The 266-nt window shown below is 64.3% G+C and carries 1 protein-coding gene; it reads right to left on the reverse strand.

What is annotated here, in order from left to right; all coding sequences use genetic code 11:
- Positions 1 to 266: carbohydrate ABC transporter permease (locus SB658_RS24560; RefSeq protein ID WP_410602999.1), on the reverse strand; the 266-nt coding region annotated here is incomplete at both ends.

Below are 266 nucleotides of genomic sequence, written 5' to 3' on the forward strand. Positions count from 1 at the left end.
CAGCAGGCCGTTTGCGCCGAAGATCAGACGCCACAGCATGGCGATCGCGACGGAGGACCCCAGAAGGCTGGGGAGGTAGAACGCCGACCGATAGAACGGGAGGCCGCGCATGCCCTTGTCGAGCAGGATTGCGAGACCGAGCGCGACGCCAAGCTGCAACGGCACGCCGATCACGACGTAGAGCAGGGTCACCATCAGTGACTGATGCAGGCGTGTGTCGCCGACCATGCGCGCGTAGTTATCGAGACCGACCCACTGCGGATCCT

It is taken from the genome of Bacillus sp. SIMBA_008 (genome assembly GCF_046535495.1).
GTDB classification, from domain to species: domain Bacteria; phylum Bacillota; class Bacilli; order Bacillales; family Bacillaceae; genus Bacillus; species Bacillus subtilis.